This window comes from Bacillus sp. 05T31 (assembly GCF_056396725.1).
The window spans coordinates 1-602 of sequence record NZ_JBFTMA010001249.1; the positions used below are offsets into that span (position 1 = coordinate 1).

Sequence of the window (602 nt, forward strand, 5' to 3'; positions counted from 1 at the left end):
GGGTTTGGTGGGAATCGTGAATAAAAAAACAAAAATAATTTCAATTGCAGCTGTTTCAGGGGGCGGTAAAACTACCATTACAGAAAGTTTAGCTCATGAGTTGAAAAACTCAAAGGCTCTATATTTTGATAGATATAAATTTGATAACTGTCCGGTTGATCTTTGCAAATGGATTGATGATGGAGCTAATTACGATGAATGGGTACTTACACCGCTAATGAATGATATTCAGCGTTCTATACAAGATAGTAGTTTAGATTATATTATTGTAGATTATCCTTTTGCATACTTAAATAGAGAAGTGGGACAATTCATTGATGTAACTATATTTATCGATACACCTTTAGATATTGCGATGGCTAGAAGAATTTTGAGAGATTTTAAAGAAGATACAATGAGTGAAATACATAATAATTTGAAACATTACATGACACATGCGAGAAAAGCTTATTTAGAGGCAATTCATACTGTTAAGCCGAATTCGGATATTGTATTGGATGGATCTTTATCTGTAAGTGAAATAATTAATCAAATAATAGAGGAACTTAATCGAAGAGAAGTGATTGTGAATGGTTAAATGTATAAAACAATATGTACAAGTC

The 602-nt window shown here is 31.4% G+C and carries 1 protein-coding gene; it reads left to right on the forward strand.

The window, feature by feature from the left end; all coding sequences use genetic code 11:
* The first annotated feature begins 16 nt into the window (after positions 1-16).
* Positions 17-577 (forward strand): nucleoside/nucleotide kinase family protein, encoded by a 561-nt coding sequence (locus tag AC1DJR_RS32735; RefSeq protein ID WP_429692446.1) that lies wholly within the window; start codon positions 17-19, stop codon positions 575-577.
* The last annotated feature ends 25 nt before the right edge of the window (positions 578-602 follow it).